The sequence below is a fragment of the Corallococcus sp. M7 genome (genome assembly GCF_054512695.1).
The window spans coordinates 8,386,579-8,405,379 of the sequence record NZ_CM137252.1; the positions used below are offsets into that span (position 1 = coordinate 8,386,579).

Annotated in this window: 12 protein-coding genes; 4 read left to right on the forward strand and 8 right to left on the reverse strand. The window is 69.3% G+C overall.

All coding sequences use genetic code 11. From position 1 onward, the window contains the following. Nucleotides 1-154 precede the first annotated feature (154 nt). Entirely contained in the window at nt 155-2,101 is a 1,947-nt protein-coding gene (locus ACX114_RS33610) for a MopE-related protein (RefSeq protein WP_459291419.1), read from the reverse strand. 298 nt (nt 2,102-2,399) lie between these two features. Between ACX114_RS33610 and ACX114_RS33615 the strand changes: the two genes are divergently transcribed. From ACX114_RS33615 to ACX114_RS33625, 3 genes are all read left to right on the forward strand, one after another. Then, on the forward strand, nt 2,400-3,263 hold the full coding sequence (locus ACX114_RS33615) for a DMT family transporter (protein ID WP_459291420.1): 864 nt from the start codon (nt 2,400-2,402) through the stop codon (nt 3,261-3,263). 110 nt (nt 3,264-3,373) lie between these two features. After that, the gene (locus tag ACX114_RS33620) at nt 3,374-3,634 is read left to right on the forward strand and encodes a hypothetical protein (RefSeq protein ID WP_459291421.1); all 261 of its coding nucleotides are present in this window, start codon (nt 3,374-3,376) and stop codon (nt 3,632-3,634) included. A 30-nt stretch (nt 3,635-3,664) separates the two neighbouring features. Next, complete coding sequence (locus ACX114_RS33625; protein WP_459291422.1) at nt 3,665-3,928, forward strand: hypothetical protein; 264 nt, start codon at nt 3,665-3,667, stop codon at nt 3,926-3,928. Between the two features lie 69 nt (nt 3,929-3,997). On the opposite strand, the gene ACX114_RS33630 is transcribed toward ACX114_RS33625, so the two are convergent. Further along, entirely contained in the window at nt 3,998-4,378 is a 381-nt protein-coding gene (locus ACX114_RS33630; protein WP_459291423.1) for a hypothetical protein, read from the reverse strand. Nucleotides 4,379-4,453: 75 nt separating this feature from the next. Between ACX114_RS33630 and ACX114_RS33635 the strand changes: the two genes are divergently transcribed. After that, complete coding sequence (locus ACX114_RS33635; protein WP_459291424.1) at nt 4,454-6,385, forward strand: M4 family metallopeptidase; 1,932 nt, start codon at nt 4,454-4,456, stop codon at nt 6,383-6,385. A gap of 57 nt (nt 6,386-6,442) precedes the next feature. On the opposite strand, the gene ACX114_RS33640 is transcribed toward ACX114_RS33635, so the two are convergent. The 6 genes from ACX114_RS33640 to ACX114_RS33665 all read right to left on the reverse strand — a co-directional run bounded on the left by ACX114_RS33640 (nt 6,443) and on the right by ACX114_RS33665 (nt 18,659). Further along, nucleotides 6,443-7,642 (reverse strand): cytochrome P450, encoded by a 1,200-nt coding sequence (locus ACX114_RS33640; RefSeq protein WP_459291425.1) that lies wholly within the window; start codon nt 7,640-7,642, stop codon nt 6,443-6,445. Beyond that, nucleotides 7,639-9,153 (reverse strand): condensation domain-containing protein, encoded by a 1,515-nt coding sequence (locus ACX114_RS33645; RefSeq protein WP_459291426.1) that lies wholly within the window; start codon nt 9,151-9,153, stop codon nt 7,639-7,641. Before ACX114_RS33645 ends, ACX114_RS33640 begins: the two co-directional genes overlap by 4 nt. Further along, entirely contained in the window at nt 9,150-14,282 is a 5,133-nt protein-coding gene (locus ACX114_RS33650; RefSeq protein ID WP_459291427.1) for an amino acid adenylation domain-containing protein, read from the reverse strand. The genes ACX114_RS33645 and ACX114_RS33650 overlap by 4 nt, the downstream gene beginning before the upstream one ends. A gap of 185 nt (nt 14,283-14,467) precedes the next feature. Then, on the reverse strand, nt 14,468-14,806 hold the full coding sequence (locus ACX114_RS33655) for a putative quinol monooxygenase (protein WP_459291428.1): 339 nt from the start codon (nt 14,804-14,806) through the stop codon (nt 14,468-14,470). Between the two features lie 38 nt (nt 14,807-14,844). After that, nucleotides 14,845-15,384 (reverse strand): DUF4833 domain-containing protein, encoded by a 540-nt coding sequence (locus ACX114_RS33660; RefSeq protein WP_459291429.1) that lies wholly within the window; start codon nt 15,382-15,384, stop codon nt 14,845-14,847. A 278-nt stretch (nt 15,385-15,662) separates the two neighbouring features. Then, on the reverse strand, nt 15,663-18,659 hold the full coding sequence (locus tag ACX114_RS33665) for a CBM96 family carbohydrate-binding protein (RefSeq protein ID WP_459300343.1): 2,997 nt from the start codon (nt 18,657-18,659) through the stop codon (nt 15,663-15,665). Nucleotides 18,660-18,801 lie beyond the last annotated feature (142 nt).

The following is an 18,801-nucleotide window of genomic DNA, read 5'->3' on the forward strand; positions in this document are numbered from 1 at the left end:
GAGGCACCGCGCGCCGCCTGCTCCAGCACCGCCCGCTCCTCGCGGGACAGGTCCTTCGCCAGCTGAGACACCAGGTCGGCCACGTCTTCCGGCCGTGGCCGAGCCTGGAGTGAATCAAACAGCGCCTGGAGCAGGGGCGTCGGGTCCAGGAGGCTCAGGGAGCCGTGAAGCTCACGACATTGCCACCCTCGCCCGCCGCCACGACACGCGTGGGCGAGGGACCATCCAGCGAGTACAGCGGGGGTGTGCCTGTGTACACGGAGGTCCACGCGGAGCCGTTGTAGAAAAGAATCTTCCCATTGGCGGCGGCGACGTAGATGCCCTTCTCACTGAAGGCGAGGATGTCCCGAATCTGGACCTTCGTTGTTCCGTCCGACTCGACGACGGGCCCCAGAGAAGTCCAGCTGCCCCCACTCCTCTTGAAGACCAGTCCATTATCGCCTGCTGCATAAGCAAAGCGGCTGTCCGTCACATGGATGCCTTTGAGGAATCCGTCGAAACTCCCGCCCAAGGGGTCTGAAACCCACTGAGAGTTTCCCGTATCATAGCGGTAGGCAACCGCCTTGTCGCTGCCATTCCCACCCACGGCAAACAACGTGCCCTCGGACCCGGCGCTCCCGATCGCACGAAGGTTGTCACCTGCGTTGCCGAAACTAGAAAGAGCACCTGCCTGACCGTAGGGAGGCGTCCACTTGAAAGTCTTGCCATTACTAGAGACCGCATAGACAGTGGCATCGCCGCCGGACTGCCCAATACCCGTGATGCCATACAACGCCGGCGAGCCAGGCGCGGTGACCTCAAAACAATTTGGGTCACTGTTGAAGAGCCGGGTCATCAGCTTCCCTGACTCCGCGACAGTAAAGACCCGTCCGTCCGCGGACGCCCATGCCGCCGTCCAGGTATCCTGGCAGGAACCATGCGTATACGACGTCGGAGTGCCGGTCGTGAAATCGTAATGGACGAGATTGTTTGTACCGACCAACCAGCCCTTCCGCCCTTCGTCGTAAAGAGCGATGGCCTTCAGATTATCGGTTCCACCCACTGACGTGCTCGCCGCCCAGGTGAGGGGCCCACACCCCTCGTCCACCGTGTTGGAGCAGTTGTTGTCCAGCCGGTCACAGACCTCCGGCAGCCCATTCCGGACGTAGACAGAGCTCTCATCGCAATCCTGGGAGGGGGAGACACCGCCCGCCACGGGCGACTCACAGGCCTGCCCCGCCACCGCCTGGCCCCCAAAGCCGTCGCCGTCGCTGTCCACGTACCAGGTCACCGGCTCCTCGACCCGCGTACAGACCGTCGGCTGGCTCGGGATGCTGGCACACCTGACCTTGCCAGCGCACTTGAGCTCAGCCTCGCAATCACTTTCGAGGTTGAAGTTCTCGTCCTCGTCTCCATCGCAGTTGTCATCCGCGCCATCGCAGAAGAGCTCTGCCCGACCCGGCCGGATCTGCGCATTGCCGTCGTTGCAGTCCTTGCCCAGAGCCACGGCCCCAGCAGGTTGGGAACAGGCCTGCACCGCGACGTCTCCGTAGCCGTCCCCATCCCCGTCCATGTACCAGGTCGGCTTGTCGTCCGCGTCCGACTCCCCGGAGACGCAGTTGTCATCCTTGCCGTTGCATACCTCCTTGGCGGCGGGGTTCACGGTGCGGTCCCCGTCCTTGCAGTCGGAGCCGCTGACGACCCCTTCAGCGTCCTCGCTGCTGAAGTAGCCGTCGTCATCCACGTCGAGGGCCTTCACGTTGAAGGCCACGTCCACCGTGCCCTCCTCGGGGACCGTCGCCTCCTTCTGCTGCGGGGCGCCCACCGCGGTGTCCGCCGAGCACTTGACCTCGTGCAGCTGCGTCGTCACGTTCAGCACGCGGCCCCAGTCCTTCTTCCGGAACACCGCCACCGATACGGTGCCCTCTGTCTTGCCGGGGATCGTCACGTTGAGGCTGCTCGTGTTCGCCGCGTTGGCCGCGTCCGTGGCGGTCACCGTGACGCAGCCCTTCGTGAAGCCGCTGTACTCGAGGGTGACGTTCAGCGCTCCGGCCTTCGAGTCGTCCTTCTTGCACCCCGCCAACACGGAGGCACACAGCACCGTCATCAGGATTAAACGCATGGCCGGGCATTTTCGGGCGCGCCCCTGACGCGGGCAAGGCGCATCGGAGAGAAACCACACCTACACGCTCCCCAATGTGCGGAAGGCGTGTTTCAGGCCCGGTGCCAGCATGCCCCTTCACTCCCGGCGGGCTCCATCTTCCCGTCACACAAGAAGTCGAGGCCCGCGACGAGGCCGTCCAGGCAGGCAGCGGCTCGCGCGTGAGCACGAGACCGCGGGTGCGCAGCCCCCCCGCGATGGAACACTTCCATGTCCGGGGACGTGACGCGCGTCACGCCGCCCGCTATGCCCCTGCCGCGTGAGCACGCCCCTCCTCACCCTGCTTGCCCTCCTGGGCTTCGCCGCGAACTCGCTGCTGTGCCGCGCGGCCCTCTCGGGTGGCGCGGCGCGCGGCATCGACGCGGGCTCGTTCACGCTGGTGCGGCTTGCGTCAGGAGCGCTGGTGCTCGCGCTGCTGCTGCGGCTGCGGCTGGGCAGTCACAGGGCGACGGGGCACGGGAGCTGGGCCTCGGCGCTCGCGCTCTTCGTGTACGCGGCCGGCTTCAGCTTCGCGTACGTACGCATCGGGGCGGGCGTGGGCGCCCTGCTGCTCTTCGGCTGCGTGCAGCTCACCATGCTCGCGGCGGGGCTCGCGCGCGGTGAGCGGCCGCGCGCGCTCGAGTGGGCGGGACTCGCGGTGGCGCTCCTGGGGCTCGCGGGGCTCACGCTTCCTGGAGCGAGCGCCCCGGATGCGCTCGGCGCCGGGCTCATGGCCACGGCGGGCGCGGCGTGGGGCATCTACAGCCTGAGGGGACGTGGGAGCACGGACCCGCTCGCGGCAACGGCCGGCAACTTCGTGCGCAGCGTGCCGCTGGCCCTGGCACTCGTGATGCTCACCCTCGCGCTGGACGCGGCCCCTCACCCGTCGCCGAAGGGGCTCTTGCTCGCGGTCACCTCAGGCGCGCTCGCCTCGGGCGTGGGCTACAGCCTCTGGTACGCAGCACTGCCACACCTGAGCAGCGCGCGCGCAGCGGTGGTGCAACTGTCCGTCCCCGTCATCGCGGCGGTGGGCGCGGTGCTGCTGCTCGGAGAGCCCCTCACCCAGCGGCTGCTATTGGGAGGCACCGCGCTGCTCGCGGGCGTTCTGCTGAGCCTGCTGACGAACCGCCATCTCAAACGCTGAGACCGCTCCATCCGTAGCTTTTCAATGACATCGCGGCTTTCCATGTAAACCTTGACCAACTCTTTCGTCTGCAGTTGCATCGGCCTCTCACCATCGAAAGGGAGTGCCAGATGTTGCTTCGTGGGTTCGCGATGTTCGCCGTCGTCTCCATCTTCGGAGTGGGCTGTGGTGGCGCGGAAGTGACCGACGGTGCCGAGAGCGGCGCGCAGTCCGGCCAGGTCTCCGCCGAGGCCCTCAGCAGCTGTGAGACGCTCCAGACCCGCCGCTGTACTCCGGGGGCGGAGACGGGCTGCCAGTGGGCCAATGGCACCTTTGGCGAGTGCTTCTGTCAGGAGATCCCCGCCAACAAGTGGGTCTGCCTGAGCAACTGAAGCGCCTCTTCAGCGAAAGGGAGTGGCACCATGCTTCTTCGTGGGCTCGCGATGGCCGCGGTCGTCTCTGTCTTTGGAATGGGCTGTGGTGGCACCGAAGTGACGGAGGACGCCGAGAGCGGAGCGTCGCTCGGTCAGGACTCCGCGGCGCTCGCCAACAGCTGTGAGACGCTCCAGACCCGCCCCTGTGTCTACGACACGTCGAACAGCTGTTATTGGGCCAATGGCGCTCTGGGGGAGTGCTACTGCCAGGATGTCCCTTTCAACAAGTGGTTCTGCTGGGTCAGCGACTGATGTCCGTGTCGTGACCGCCTCCCGCCAGCGCCGTGCTGGCGGGGGGCGAGTCCGCGGGACCCGCGCGCGTCACAGCGCGCTGCAGGCCCAGACGCCCAGGGGCGTACAGTAGCAATTGGGATTGGGGTGGCCCGGCAGACAGCAACTCCGCGTCCCGCCCACGGGCGAACACGGGGTCCCCGCGAGCTTGCTACAGCGATTGTTCAGCCCACAGAGGGGAGTGGATGGAAGGCAGATGTTGTAGAAGCCATCGCACTCGACGGAGTCCGCCTGCACCGAACAGGTGTTCCCCTCACAAGACACCGTCGAACCATCCGGACAGGTTTGTGAGCACGTGACGAGGGCACTCGACTGCTGCCCCAGCTCCGGCGCCTCGACAGGCTCCAATCCACCACAAGCCACCAGCACCGGGACGACAAGCACCGTCAGCACACCCAGGAAGCTCTTCATGGCATGTCTCTCCTTGAGGGATTGAGCGGCATTGAATCACAACGCAACGAAAAGCGGCAGGAGACGAGAGTTCACATGATGACCACGCATCGAATTCGGGGCCTCGCGACCCTGGGCATCCTGGTCGGCCTTTCGGCCTGCCAGGGAATGGAAGATCACGAGCAGCGCACCGGCGCCGACCCGGACGCATGGGGCGTCACGATTTCCGGACTCCAGGTGGTGGGCGCCGACGAGGGCCATGTGCCCACGTTCGCGAATGGGAACTTCGGCCAGCTGCGGCTCGGCGGGAAGGAGCGGACCGAGGAGGCGGAGGTCAGCGCGCTGCGCCCTTCCCTCCTGGCGGTGAGCAAGGTGTTCCACGCGGATCCCGCGGAGCTCGCCTTCCAGCGGGCCGTCACGGATGGCATGGGTGACCGGCACTTCGTCTATGCGCAGCGCAAGCATGGCCGCGAGGTCCTGGGCGCCGCGCTCGTCCTCCACTCGAGGAATGACGCCGTCTACGCGGTTCACGGCAACGCTCGCGCCGATCTCGACGCGCCGCGAGACGCGCGGCTCAGTCCCGAGGAGGCCATCGCGGTGGCCCGGCAGGACTCCTCGCGGCTCGACCGGGTCGAGGTGGAGACGCATCCGCGGATGGCCTACTGGCCGGCGGGCGAGAAGCTGGACCTCGTGTACCGCGTGAACGTGACGGGGCGGAGCCAGGGCGGCATGGCGGTGGATGAGGACGTCATCATCAACGCCGTGAGCGGGTCGGTCGTGCAGCGGCTGCCGAACATCTACACGCTCAAGAACCGGGCGGTGTACGACGTCAACCACGGCGGCTCCGCGAACCTCCCGGGAACCCTCGTCCGGGCGGAGGGCGGCGCGGCGGTCGCGGACCCCACGGTCAATACCAACTACGACCTGCTCGGGACGACCTACGACTGCTACAAGAACCTCTTCAACCGCGACTCCTATGACGGCGCGGGCTCCAGGCTCGTCAGCTCGGTGCACTACGGCTACGGCTACGCCAACGCGGCGTGGAGCGGCTCGAAGAATCAGATGCTGTACGGGGATGGCGACGGCGTGACGTTCGGCAGCATGGTCAACGCGCTGGACGTGACGGCGCATGAGGTGACCCATGGGCTCACCATCTCCACCTCCAACCTGTTGTACTTCGCCGAGCCCGGTGCCCTGAACGAGTCGATGTCCGACATCATGGGCAGTGTCTGTGAGTGGTACCGCAACGGCCAGGTGGTGAATGCCAATACCTGGAAGTGCGCGGAGGAAATCTATACGCCCTCCACGTCTGGCGATGCCCTCCGCTACATGAACGACCCGCGGCTGGATGGGCAGTCGTTGGACTACTTCGACCAGACCTTCAGCCCGTTCACCGACGTCCACTACAGCTCGGGCATCCCCAACCTGGCGTTCTATCTGCTGTCCCAGGGCGGCCAGCACCCACGAGGCCGCTCCTCCATCGCCGTGCGCGGAATCGGCATCGCCAAGGCGGCCCAGATCTTCCACCGGGCCAACACGGTGCTGCTGCTTGGCAAGACGATGGCCACGTTCGCCGACGCGAAGCTGGCCACGGAGCAGGCCGCCGCGCAGCTCGGGTACAGCGCGGCGGACATCGCCTCCGTGACCGCCGCCTGGCAGGCCGTGGGCGTGGGCCCGAGCCTCCTCGTCGCCGGCCAGGGCCTCTCGCTGGGACAGTCCATGGTGTCGAACGACCGCCGGTTCTCGCTCGTCCTTCAGAACGATGGGAACCTCGTCCTCTGGTTCGGGCAGAGCGCCCTGTGGACGTCGAACACCGCGGGCCAGGGGGCCGTGTCGGCCCACATGCAGGACGACGGCAACTTCGTGCTCTACCGCACGAACACCCCGACCGTCGGCCAGGCGGTCTGGTCCAGCATGTCCTGGGTACATCCGGGCGCCTCCCTGGTCCTCCAGAACGACGGCAACCTCGTCGTCTACGACAAGGACGGCGTCACCCCGCTCTGGAACTCGGGGACCTGGGGACACTGAAGCAAGTGCCTGGCGGCGCACGCCATCCTCGTGCGCCGCCGGTTCCGGCTGTTGCGCCTACCAGGTGACAGGCAGCTCATGCACGCCGAGCAGGTTCTCATCCTTCTTGAAGCGGATCTCCTCCGCTGGCACGGCCAGCCGCAGCGTGGGGATGCGCTGGAAGAGCGTCTTGAAGACCACCTCGAACTCGATGAGCGACAGCGCCCGCCCCGTGCACAGGTGGATGCCATGGCCGAAGGCGAAGTGACGGTGCACTTCGCGTTGGAGGTCCAGCCGGTCCGGATTTTCGAAGACCGTCTCGTCGCGGTTGGCGGAGTCCGGCTGGGCGAGGATGCCTTCACCGGCGCGGATGAGCTGGCCGCCAAGGGTGACGTCCACCGTGGCCACGCGTTGCCGGCCCAGGTGCGAGACGTTGACGAAGCGCAGGAGCTCCTGGACGGCCGCGGTGATGGCCGCCGGGTCCTCCATCGCGCGGAACTTCGCCAGCTGCTCCGGGTCCAGCAGCAGCGCCAGCGTGCCCAGGCCGAACATGTACGCGGGCGGCCCGTGGCCCGCGTAGAACAGCGCATGGAACATGGCGGTGGCATCCGGGGCGCTCAGCTTGCCCGTCGCCACCTGCTCGGACACGACCCGGCCGATGAGCGTGTCCGTCGGCTCACGCAGGTTCGCCTCCACCAGCGCCAGGAAGACGTCATCCAGTCCGGCCAGGGCCGCCATCGCCTCCTCGCGCGACGAGGCCCGGGAGCCGATGGTCCGGCTGAGGACGTGCAGGCGCTCCGCGCCGTCGTGGGGCACCCCGAGCAGGTCGCAGATGACGCGGATGGCGACAGGCAGCGCGAACGTGGCCATCAGGTCCACGGGCCGCGGGCCCGCCAGCATCGCGTCGAGCGCCTCATCCACGGTGCGCTGGATTCGCGGCCGCAGGGCCTCCATCCGCCGGGGCAGGAACTCCTGCACGAGCATGGCCCGCTGCACCCGGTACTCCGCGTCCGGGCGGAAGAAGAAAGGCAGGGTCCGCTCCTGCCGGGCCGCCGAGGAGGCGGAGATGTGCGGGAACCCCGGCAGCGTGGAGTCCAGGACCATCCGCGTATCGCTCAGGACCGCGAGCACGTCCTGATAGCGACTGACCAACCATGCCGTGTTGCCGTTGAACAGCCGGACCGGACACACCGGCGCCTCTTGCCTCAATCGCTTGTATTCGGCGGGAGGCTCCAACGGATGCTGCCAGTCCTTGGGAAACGGATAGGAATTGCTCATTGGGAGGCTCCTGTTCGTGTCAGCAGGGCGGCGGCGCCCGCCACGGTGGGATGCTGATACAGCTCACGCACTCCCAGGTCCCGGCCCAGCTCGGTCCGGACCCGGGCCGCGATTTCAATCAACTGGAGGGAGTGGCCGCCGAGCCGGAAGAAGTCGTCGTACGGGTCGACCGAAGCGACCTTCAGCACGTCGGCGAAGATGCGGGTCAGGTGTGCCTCCGTCGCGGTCGGGGGCGGACGCAGGCGCGTCACGCGTGCGCCGGGGCTCAAGGTCCGCAGGACCTCTTCGTAGGCCGCCAGCAGGCCCTCGATGAACGCCAGGTCGAAAAGACTCTCATCGAACTCGGCCCACAGCGTGAACAGGCCGTCGGCGCGCTCCTCGACCCGCAGGGTGAGCTCGAACTTCGCGGAGGGGAGGTCCAACAGCAGCTCCGTCACCTCGCAGCCGTGCAGGGCCAGCGCTCCCGCCGTGTGGGGCGGATGGTAGGCGAAGTTCACCTGGACCACGGGAGACCGCGTGGGGTCCCTGGGAGGCGACAGGTCCGCCACGAGCTGCTCGAAGGGCAGGTCCTTGTGGGCGTACGCGTCCGCCGTGGAAGCGGCCACCCTCGTGAGCAGCTGGCGGAAGTCGGGGTCGCCGCGCAGGTCCACGTCCAGCACGACGGTGTTGACGAAGAACCCGAGCACGCGCTCGACCTCGGGCAGGTCCCGGTTGGCCACGGCCAGCCCCAGCAACACCCGCTCACGTCCCGCACGCTGACCGAGCACGAGGCCGCACGCGGCAGCCAGCACCGTGAACACCGTCTGACGTTCAGCGCTCGCCAGGGCGTGCACGGACCGGACAAGGGCGGCGGGCAGCACGCGATGCGCACGACGGCCCTGGCCCAGCGCGGGACGCGGGGCGACCAGGTCCAGGAACAAGGGAACGCCGGACAGCCGCTCGCGCCACCAGCGCGACAGGGACTCGCGCCGTGAAGCGGTGAGCTGTTCGCGCTGCCAGGCGGACCAGTCCACGTACTGCACGGGCAGCTCGGTCAGGCCCGTGGGTTCGCCCAGGACCGCCGCGCGGTACACGAGGGCCAGGTCCTCGGAGAAGACCTGAAGCGACCCGCCGTCCGCCACGAGCAGGTGCAGCGCGAAGACCAGGAAGTGCGTCCGGGGCTCCAGCCGGAGCACCGTGAGCCGCAGCAGCGGTCCGCGCTCCACGTCGAATGGACGGGCCGCCTCGGCTTGCGCATGGCGCAGGGCCTCGGCTTCGGTCGCCACGTCCACGACCTGGAGAGGTGCCTGTCCATGCGGCGCGAGGTGCTGCTGCGTCCCCAGCGGGAAGACGGTCCGCAGCGGTTCGTGCCGGGCCACCAGCACGTCCAGGGCCTCCCGCAGGGCTCGCAGGTCCAGCGGCCCCGCCACACGGTGGCAGCGGACCGTGGCGTGGGCCGCGCCGGTGGGGTCCATCCGGTGAAGGAAGCACAGCCGCTGCTGGGCGAAGGACATCGGGAACGCGGTCGTCATGCGCGCGGCAATCGCTTGATCGTGGTGGGTGCGGCCGGCGCCACGGTGAGCGCGGCGGCCAGTTGCGCGACGGTGGGTCCCATGAGGATGGTCGCGAGCCCGACCTCGCGCCCCATCATCCGCCCCAGCCGCGAGGCCAGCCGCATCGCCTGCAATGAGTGCATGCCCAGCGCGAGCAGGCTCTCGTGGACATCCACCCGGATGACACCCAGCAGCTCCGCGACCACCGCCGCGATGCGGACCTCGGTCTCGGTCCTGGGCGCCGTGAAGGGCGCTTCCGGACTCCGTGAGGTCGTGGTGGGCAGCCGGGAGCGGTCCACCTTTCCGTGCGGGGTCAACGGCCACGCCTCCAGGACCACGACCTCCGAGGGCACCAGGTGTCCCGGCAGCCTGCGCGCCAGGTCCTCGCGCACGGCCTGCGCGGCCACCGCGACTCCCGGCTCGGCCACCACATAGCCCACGAGGCGGGGCTCCTCCGCGCGCGAGTCGATGAGCGCGAGGGTGTCCGCCACGCCGGGATGTTCCGCCAGGGCCGCGCGCACCTCCGCCAGCTCCACCCGGAAGCCCCGGACCTTCACCTGCTCATCGCGGCGGCCCAGGAACTCGATGATGCCCCCCGGAAGCCACCGGCCCAGGTCTCCGCTGCGGTAGAGCCGCCCGCCCGGATGCGCCGCGAGCGGATCCGGCACGAACCGCTCCGCGGTGAGCTCCGGCCTGCCCCGGTACCCCCGCGCCAGTCCGTCCCCTCCGATGCAGATCTCCCCCACGGCGCCCGGCGGCGCCACCTGCCCTGCCGCGTCGAGCACGACGACGTGGGCATTGAGCAGCGCCCGGCCGATGGGCACGTTCGTGGCCTCGGGGTCATGCCCTTCGTCGAGCTTGTAGGCAGTGGCCATGACGGTGGCCTCCGTGGGGCCGTAGGCGTTCGTCAGCTTCGTGAAGCCCGCGCGCTGAAGCATGCGGAACGCCTCCGGGGGAAAGGCCTCCCCGCCCGCGATCACCCGGTCCAGGGCGGCGAAGGACTCGGGGGCCTCCGCCGCCAGACGCGGCAACACCACGGGGGGAATCACCGCATGCGTGATGCGCTCCTCGATGAGGCACCGGGCCAGCGTGGGCACGTCCCAGACCGGCGGCAGGAAGTGGACCGCCGCGCCGTTCAACAGCGCCCCCCAGACCTCCAGCACCGAGACATCGAAGGAGACCGACGCCATCGCCAGCATCGTCTTGCCCGGGCCCAGGTCCTCGGCCAGGGCCGTCCGGTACATGAGCGACACGACCGAGCGGTGTTCGATTTGAACGCCCTTGGGCTTGCCGGTCGAGCCGGAGGTGTAGAGGACGTAGGCCAGGTCCGACGGACTTCCCGAGGGCAGCGGCGGACCGGACTTCGCGGGAAGGTCGTCCAGCACGACGGTGGGAAGGCGGGTGAGCCGGTCCGACAGCGCCGCCGTGGTGACCAGGGCGTGGGCCCCGGCATCCCGGACGAGCGACTCCAGGTACGCCGGTGGCGCCTTCGGATCCAGCGAGAGGAAGGCAGCCCCCGCCATCAGGCTCCCCAGCTGGGCCACGACCAGCTCCGCCGAGCGGTGGATGCACACCGCCACCAGCGCCCCCTGGCCCACGCCCAGGTCTCGCAGGTGGTGCGCCAGGGTCTCCGCCCGGCGCGTCAGTGCTGCGTACGTCAGCACGGAAGCCCCCGCCTTCACCGCCGGAGCGTCGGGCGTAAGCCGGGTCCAGTGGGCCAGCAGCTCATGCACCCGGTACGTGGGAGCCTCCGTCCTGGCGCCCACGCTGACGAGCGCGCGCTGCTGTGCTTCGTTCATCAAGGCCAGCCGGGACACGCGGGTGTCCGGCGCGGCGGTGATGGAGCGCAGCAACTGCTGGTACGCGGACAGCATGCCTGTGACGAAGAAGTCGTCGAAGAGGTCGGAGTCGAACTCCCACGAGAGCAGGATGCCGCTCAGGGAGGCCCGGGGACTGGAGCGCACGGGGCCGTCGGAGCGGGGGATGCTCACCAGGTCCCCGGCGAACCGGCTGATGTGTCCCGGTTCGGCGTAGAGGGGCACCGCGACGACGGACAGCTCGAACTTGGCGGAGCCGTTGCTCAGGCCCTCGACGATGGTGACGTCGAGCGGGGACGCGTCGAGCGAGCCCACCGACGAGTCATGGAAGTTGAACATCGTCTGGATCAACGGGTTGAGCCCGCCCTGAAGCCGCGCGGGTGACTCCGCGAAGATGTGCTCGTACGGCAGCTCCTGGTGGTCGAAGACCTCCAGCGTGTTGCGCCGCACCCGCGCCAGGAACTCCGTGAAGGAGGGGTCCTCGTGCAGCCGGCCTCGCAGCACCACCGTGTTGACGAACATGCCCAGCAGGCTCTCCGTGTCCTGCCAGCGCCGGTTCGCGACCGCGGTCCCGACGAGGATGTCCCGCGAGCCGGTGTAGCGGTGCAACAGGACGAAGAACGCCGCGAGGAGCGTGTTGAAGAGGGACGTGTGGTTGCGGTCCGCCAGGTCCTGCAATCGGCGCGCGAGCTCCGCGTCCAGCTCCATCCGGGGCGCCACCCCACGGAAGCGCCGGCTCCCGGACAACGCGCGGCGCGGGAGCTGGAGCTGCGTCTCCGCGCCCTCCAGGGACTGGCGCCAGAAGCGGCGCTGCGCGTTCGCGGCCTCCGTGCCCACCCACTCCCGCTGCCAGCGCGAGTAGTCGTAGTACTGCACGGCCAGCGGAGGGCGGCGCGACTGTCCGTAGCGCACATGGTCGGAGTAGCCGTTGATCAGCTCGCGGACGAAGACGTTGAACGACCAGCCGTCATGCACGACGTGGTGCTCGACGTGCACGAGGAGGTGCTCCTCCGCGCCGACCTTCAGCAGCCGCCAGCGGAACGGCCTGCCCTCCGCCAGCACGAAGTGCGTCTGGACCGCCTCCCGAACCGCCTCGCCCACCCGGGCGTCCAGCACATCCTCGCCCACGCCGCTGAAGTCCTGGAGCGGCACCTCCACCTCCCAGGGCGGCTCCAGCTCGCAGCGCAGCTCTCCATCCACCTCCGGGAAGCGGGTGCGCATCACGTCGTGACGACGGACGATGTCCGTGAGACTCGCGTGCAGCGCGTCGAGGTCCAGGGCCCCCGCCAGCCGGAAGACGGCCTGCGTGTGGTAGGCCCGCGCGTCCGGGTTGAGCTTGTGCATCAACCACACACGCTCCTGGCCAAACGACGGAGCGATGGCGGCGCCCGCCTCGCCTCCGCGAGGCCCCAGGTCCACCCCACCCTGCCCCTGCTTCAAGCCGGCCGCAAGCTGGGCGACCGTGGGCGACTGGAGCACCGCGCTCAACTCCAACTGAGCCCCCAGGACGCGGCGCACCCGGGCGACGAGCTGGGTCGCGAACAGCGAGTGCCCGCCCAGCTCGAACAGGTCGTCATGCCGCCCCACCCGCTCCATCCCGAGCAGCGCCGCCGCGATGGCCGCCAGGGCCTCTTCCTCGGGGGACTCCGGCGGCTGGTAGCCGGTCCGCTCCCGCCGCTGGGGACGGGGCAGCCGGGCCCGGTCCACCTTGCCGCTCGTGTTCAGCGGCCACGCGTCCACCACCACCACCACGTCCGGCACCAGATAGCCGGGCAGCCGGCGGCGCAGCTCCGCGCGCACCGCGTCGCCCGACAGCACCGCGTTGGCGACCGGCATCACGTAGCCCAGCAGACGCTCCCCCGTGCCATCGACGAGCGCCACCGCGTCCCGCACGCCCGGCAGCGCGGCCAGGGCCGCCTCCACCTGGCCCAGCTCGATTCGCGCGCCGCGGATCTTCACCTGGTCGTCGCGGCGGCCCAGGAACTCCAGCGTGCCGTCCGGCAGCCACCGGCCCAGGTCTCCGCTGCGATACAGCCGTCCTCCCGGATGCGGGCCGAACGCATCCGGAATGAACCGCTCGGAGGTGAGGCCCGGCAGGCCCAGGTAACCGCGTCCGACCCCGGCGCCTCCGAAGCACAGCTCCCCCGGGGCTCCATCGGGGACGGGGCGCAGGTGCTCATCGAGCAGGACCACGTGGTAGTTCGAGATGGGGCGGCCAATGGGCACGCGCTCGCCGTCCACGGAGCGCACGGCCTGGAGCGTGCTGGCCACCGTCACCTCCGTGGGGCCATAGCCGTTGATGAAGTGGTGCTGCGTGCCCCACTGCCGGACGGTCTCCGGCAGGCACACGTCCCCAACGCTCATCAGCATCTGGAGGTCGGGGAAGCCCCCCGGCCGCAGCGTGCGCAGCACCGTCGCGGGCAGCACCGCGTGGGTGATGCGCCGGGCCACCAGCAATTGGGCCAGCGGCTCGCCGGAGAGCCGTGCCGCATCCAGGGTCTCCAGCCGCCCGCCGTTGGGCAGCGCCAGCAGGACGTCGAACAGGGACGCGTCGAACGAAGGGTGGAAGTACTGGAGCGCGCGAGTGTCCGGCCCCAACGCGCCCAGGAAGTCCCGCTGGGCGTGCAGGAGGTTGGCGACCCCGCGATGCTCGCTCATCACCAGCTTGGGCTCCCCCGTCGAACCGGACGTGCAGATGATGTACGCGAGGTCCTCCGGAACGAGCACCGCGTCGTCCTCGTGCGACGGAGCGGAGCCCGCTTCGGCCCCCGCATCCAGGAAGGGAACCCCTGGCACCGCGCTGTCCGGCGAGAAGCCGGCCACGAGCGCCGCCCCCACCCTGCGAACGATGTCCTCCCGCCAGGCCCGCGGATGCGCTGGCGACAGAGGAAGGTAGGCCGCGCCCACCCTCCAGACCGCGAGCGCGAGCTCAACGAAGGCGGGGCCCCGGTCCAACACGAGCGTGACCACGTCACCCCGTCCGATACCGCGGGCCCGCAGGTTCGAGGCCAGGGCACGGGTGCGCGCGTCCAGTCGCGCATAGGTTGTTTCCGTGGTCCCGTCAGAGAGCGCCACGCGGTCCGCGTGCAGCCGGCATTGCTCTGCGATGACATCCACCACCGAGCGCCATGGACCGTGGTCGACCCGGGAGTCCGGGACGCGCGCCAGAGCCTCCCGCGCCACCGCCGTGTTCCGGCCTGCCAGCGCCCAGGGGCTCTTGCGCCGCAGGCTCGCGAGCAGTCGTTCGTATTCGGTTCCAGTGACGCGGGAGGAAGGGGGCGTGGAGGTCATGCGAGGGCTCCTCAGGCAATGACTTTCGCCCGGACCTCTAGCACGCGAAAAACGCCGCGATGCCCTCATTCAGCGGTCGATGCGTGCGGCAGGTTCACCGCCCGCTCGCGTCCGCCCATGGGCTCGCACCATCTGGACTTCGGATCGAGCACCCAGTCTCTGAACTCACAACCCGAAGGCTGGAGTCACAACGGGACATTGATCGAGACACCGTCCCGGCCAGCGCTCCAGTCCCGCAGGTACTTGTTGAGTTCGCCGTAGAACGACACCGCGACCAGCTCGGCCACGGAAAAGAGCTCGACGAGCAGTGCTCCCACATTTCCGTTGTGTGTCTCGGCCGCGTCAGCGTCGACGTACTCCTCGAGGATCGAGTAGTGCCCCGGCCGCTGTGTGACAAACCACTGATAACGCAACGTTCCCGGCTCATCCGCGGCGGCGGTAGCCAACGCCCGGGCCAACCGGATGAACTCCGGCTCATTGTCAGACCGCAGCACCCGAAACTCACACTGCACCAGGAGAGTCATTCGCTGACGATAGGACAGGAAGCGCAGGGAGTCCTACTTCACTGGCGGATCAGCTCATGGACCGGCTTCCCATCCGGTCCCACCCCATCCAGCCGCACGAAGTCGACCGAGAAGGGCCAGGACGTCTTCACGAAGACGTGCTCCAGCCGGGCGACGTTGTTGCCCATCTTCGTCCACGCCTGGACCTGGCATTTGCCGTCGACCCGCGCGGTGGTGATGTCGATGGGGCGCGAGGGGAAGGCCCGCAGGCTCACCCGCACCCGCCCCCCCTCCTCGGTGGATTCGACCTGCTGCGAGTCCTCCAGCCCATACACGGGCTGCTCGACGCCCAGCAGCTCCTCCGTCTCCGAAGGCCCGCGCTCCAACATCCGCCAGTAAACCTGCACGGGACGCGGCCCCACGGGGCGGCAGGCCTCGTCCAGGCGCAGGGCGTAGTGGACCTGGTTCCGGTTCTCGCTGCGGGTCAGGAAGAAGGCGGACTGCCGCGAGGGTGGCGGCTCCCCGGCCGCGGAGGCCAGGGTCGCGACGGTCGTCAGCACCACGGCCGTGAAATGGCTCAGCCCGGATTCAGGAAGCATGGGGGTCCCCCTTCTCGGGATGACGAAATACCCCTGTCCCCCGAAAGTGTCACCCGCACGGCACCCTTTTTATTGGGAGCCGGGGGTGGGCTCGGTTGAGGACTTCATGCCCGTCCTACGCTCGCGCCCAGGGTGACGAGCAGCTCTTTTCTTGACCATGTGACTCGGTTTCCAGCACGCGGCTGGATGGCACGCAACGGCAGTACAAGCGCGCGCTGCCTGGGCGGTCCTCGCGCCGGGGCCCCCGCTTGGATGCGGGAGCCCCGAGGCACGGCGGCCTACTTGCGCAGCTTGAACAGCAACACGTCGGAGCGCCGGGACCGTGGCGTGTACCAGGTGCCGTCCATCTCGAGCGCCTCCTTCAGGTTGCCCGCCACCACGACGCCGTCCGGGGAGGACGCGAGGTGGAGCTCATGCACGGACGTGAGCCCCAGCACGCGGACCCACCGGGACTCCAGCCCCGGACCGAAGGCCGCCAGCGTGGGCCGGGGCAGTTCGTCCTGGCGCCAACCGACGTCGCCCAGCCCGACGAGGTCCCCCGCGCCGTCCTGGGTCGTCACGATGTTCCCGGCCCCGTCCACCACCATGTCCGTGAACCCGAAGTGCGCGAACTGCCGTAAGCCCACGTCCCCACCCGCCGCGGTGAGCACGCCCACGAGCGCATCCCGGGCACCCTCGTATTCCTCCGGCTCGCGGCTGACGTAGTCCTGGCCGGCGAACGACAGGTACCCGTTGAAGTTCCCCGTGAAGGCGATGCGCTGGTCGGGCAGCACGCCCACGGAAACCACCTCGCTGAAGCGCGCGCTCATCACCCGCGCCCAGCCGAAGTCGCCCCCCACACCATACCGGGCGACGAAGCCTCCGCGCTCCGCGACAGTGCCGCCACCGAAGTCGGTGTCGCTGCCCGCCTGGCCGCCCACGATGACGCCCTCGCTGGCGTCCACGGCGACGCTGTTCGCCCGCGTGCCCACCAGGGACGTCCCAGCCAGCACGCGCGACCAGAGGTGCGCGCCGTCCCACTGGAGCTTCAGCACGTAGGAGTTCGGGTACGTGTCGTCGTACGGGAACGGCTTGCCCGAATACAGCGGCCCGTCGCCGAAGTCCGTGTAGCCCCAGAACGTGCCGACGAGCACCGCGCTGCCGTGCGCATCCGTGGCCAGGTCGAGCACCTCCATCGGGTTGTCGTAGTAGTCCTCCGGGTCGCTCGGGTCACCGAACCAGGCCCGGAAGCCGCGCGTCCAGTCCACCGTGCCGTCAGGCGTGAGCTTCATCACCACCATGCCGGAGCCCTGGGGCAGCGGCCCCTTGCCCAGGTCCGGTGCCCCGTCGTAGCTGCCAGCGACCAGCACGTTGCCCACCGTGGTCACCACCACCTTCTCCAACCGCACCCCTGCCTGCGGGAAGGAGCGCGTCCACGCGACGGCGCCATCCGCCCGGTGCAGGGTGACGGTGTGACCCGACAGGACGGGCGGGGTCCCCGTGTCGTAGAGCCGGGTGACGACCGCGAACCCGCCATCCGGCGCGGGCGCCACGTGACGAGGAGCCTCCGCCTGCGCCCCTCCCACCTGGCGCACCCAGGCCGTGGTCCCCGACGGCTGCGTGCCCCGGTACGAGCAGAACGGGTTGCTCTCATACGTGATGACCAGCCGGGGCGCGCCCCCGATGATGTGGCGCGCTTCCGCGTCCGTGGAGACGAAGCCCACGCTGTTGGTGCTGTCCGGCAGCAGCGCGAACGCATACGTCCCGGAGGCCGTCACGGTGTTCGTCACGTCCAGCTCCACCCACGCATCCCGCGCGACGGCCCCCAGGTCCACCAGCGGCTCGCCCACGGGCGCCGGGCGGTGGTTCCAGTCCGTTGTCGCCCCGTCGAACGGAGACGCCCGATAGAGCCGGGGCCCGTTGCCCGTGCCGTCAATGGCATACAGGCGCAGCGCGACCCGCTGGATGCGCTCCTGCCGCAACTGGACATCAAAGCGGAGGAAGGCCTCCGCGCGGGGATCCGCGTCCACCCGCAGCGAGGCGTGGTGCTGGAACTTCGAGTCCGGCGCATCCGCCGCGGCGTAGGTGTCGTGCAGCGCGCTGACGGGGACCTCGACGTACTCCGAGCGGGTCAGGCACGCGTCCGCCGGGGCTGTCTTCGCCGCGCCCGTCCAGACGAGCAGCCGGGGACGCAGCGACACATCCGCGCTCTCTCGCGAGAAGAACGTCACGCCGTCACTGGAGGTCGGGTACAGCCCGAACGTCACGTCCCCGTTGCCCCGCACCAGGTCCGTCACGTCGTAGTCCACCCAGCTCCCCGTCGCGAGCCCCTGCGCGTCCTCCACCAGGCTGCCCGTGCGGGCAGGCCGCGAGCTCCACGTGACGCTGGCCTCGCTCCACGGCAGCCCCGTCAGCGCGTACACGGCCGGGCCGTCATCCGACCCCGAGCTCACGTACAGGCGCAGCACCGCGCGCTGCACGGCCTCCGTCAGCCCCTGCACCGGGAAGCGCAGGTAGGCCTCCTGCATGGGGGCGCTGTCCACCTTGAACGTCGTGGCGCTGCCCTGGGCCGTGCCCGGGCTCTCCGCGTCGGCGAACGTGTCGGCGCTCGCGGCGAAGAGCACCGGCGCGCCGGAGAGCGTGAGCGGCGCGGGCGGCGGCGGCGGGTTGTCCGCGGCGGACTCCACGGTGAGGACGAGCTGCGGCTTGTACTCGAAGGACTCGCTCGACCCGAACGTGAGGCTGTCCGTGCCCTTCGCGGAGAGGAGGAGGTCGACGCTGTAGTAGCGGCTGGGGATGTAGATGCCCGACACGTCGAGCTCCACCCAGGTCCCGCTCCTCACGGGCCCCTCGCTCGAGGTGAGCCAGGCGTCGCTCCAGTACGGCCGGGTGTTCCACGTCACGCTTTCGTCCCAGATGTGCACGCCCGGCGAGTCGTGCACGGCGACGCCCTGGGCCGCGTTGTTCATCGCGAACAGGCGCAGCCTCGCGGACGTCACCGTCCCGGGAACGGGGAGCTCGGCCCCGGAGAAGCGCAGGTACGTCAGCGCCTCGGGGGTTCGCGAGACCTTCAGGGTGGAGGAAGCGCCGAAGCTCGCGTTCGGGGACGCGGCCTCCACATGCGCGTCCTCCGTGGGCGTCAGGACGACCGTCCGCGTCGTGAGCGCCGCGCGCTCCGTGCCGACGGTCTCCGCCCCTGGCGGATGTAAATCTTCTTCCCCTGTCAGGGGTGCTCCGCACCCGCTCAGGGTCGCGAGCGCCACACCTATTCCCAAACACATCCCTGCGACTGTCATCCGTCTCACGCTGACTCTCCCTCTGGGACCACGAGGGGAGGACATGAGCAACGGGTAAGCCAGACATTGGGGCCGTGGCCGCTCCTGGCGGGACTGCAAGCAACAGGGCAGCCCGCGTCTTCCACACCGCTCCTTCAGCGCC